Annotated in this window: 1 protein-coding gene and 1 pseudogene; both read right to left on the bottom strand. The window is 65.1% G+C overall.

Going from position 1 to position 1351, the window contains the following annotated elements; all coding sequences use genetic code 11:
* The coding region (locus tag EOA36_RS35560; protein ID WP_127281246.1) for an HAD-IA family hydrolase at nt 1-656 on the bottom strand (656 nt) is incomplete at its 3' end.
* A 15-nt stretch (nt 657-671) separates the two neighbouring features.
* Nucleotides 672-1351 (bottom strand): annotated as a pseudogene (locus EOA36_RS35555) (mannitol dehydrogenase family protein); the annotation flags it as partial.

The following is a 1351-nucleotide window of genomic DNA, read 5'->3' as shown; positions in this document are numbered from 1 at the left end:
CCTGCAATCAGATCCGGCAATTGCAGCATGTCAGCGAATATAAAGTCCGGTTCGGTCGAAGCAAGCCGCGCTTTCAATCCCGGATTGCCGGCGTGCGCGCCGCCGGTGAAGGCGAAGACGTGCATGCCGGCCGCGCGTGCTGCCGCGACGCCGGCGGGGCTGTCCTCGATGACCAGGCAGTTGCGCGGACGCGCCCGCATGCTGGCGGCAGCGTGGAGAAAAAGGTCCGGTGCCGGCTTTCCCCTGGCAACCATGGCGGCGCTGAACAGATGCGGCTCCATCAGCGTGAGCAGACCGGTGACGTCGAGCGCGTAACGAATCCGTTCCAGCGTACCGGAAGAGGCAACGCAATACGGCAGGCCGAGCTTCGGCAACATCTCCCTGACGCCGGCGATCGGCTTCAGCTCCTCGCGGAACTTTCGCATGAGGTCAACGCGCAGGGCGGTGAGATGCCGATCGGTGATCTCCAGGCCGAAGTCGCGGCCGAGGATCTCGCGCACGCTCTTCATGCTCTTGCCGAGGAAATGTTCGTAGGCGGCGTCTTCGCCGATGCTGCCGCCGGCAAGTTCGATCATGCCGAGCAGCGCCGAGACGGAGAGCGCCTCGCTGTCGACCAGCACGCCGTCGCAGTCGAAGATGACCAGTTCAGGCGTCATGGTGCCGGCTGGCTCTCAGAGCTTGCCGGCGATGTAGCGCGTCAGCGTGGCGCGCGTGCCATTGGCCCAGAGCACGTTGAGCGCGTGGGCGAAGGCCTCGACGAAGGCGGTGGCGCGGCCGACATCGCCATAGATGTCGTCCATCGCAAGCCAGGCGGCAGGCGCGGCCTTTGCCGCCTTTGCCGTTGCCTGCATCCGATCCCAGCTCGGGTCGTTGGGTTCGATGACGGCGCCGCTGTCCGTCGTTCCGAAGCAGTAGCGGCACCACAGCGCCGATTCCAGCGCCAGTCCGGTAACGCCTTTGCCCGCCTTCAGCCGGTCCGCGATGGTCGGGATGATGAATTTCGGCTGGCGGTTGGAGCCGTCGAGGCAGAGCCGGCGCACTGTGTCGCCGATCTTGGGATTGGAGAAGCGCTTCTCGATGAGCTGGTAGTAGTCTTCCAGCACCGTGTCCGGCACGGGCGGCACGGTCGGGATGATCTCGTCATGCTCGAGCTTGTCGAGGAAGCCGCGCACCAGCGGCTCCTGCATCGCCTCATGGACGAAATGGATGTCCATCAGCCCGGCCGGATAAGCAATGGTGGCGTGGCCGCCATTGAGGATGCGGATCTTCATGAGCTCGTAAGGGGCGACCTCCCTGACGAACTGCACGCCGACCTTTTCCAGCGGCGGGCGGCCATCGGTGAAATGGGGTT

The sequence above is a fragment of the Mesorhizobium sp. M8A.F.Ca.ET.021.01.1.1 genome (genome assembly GCF_003998025.1).
In the GTDB taxonomy this organism is placed as follows: Bacteria; Pseudomonadota; Alphaproteobacteria; order Rhizobiales; family Rhizobiaceae; genus Mesorhizobium.
This window is presented reverse-complemented; position numbering and strand designations above follow the sequence as displayed.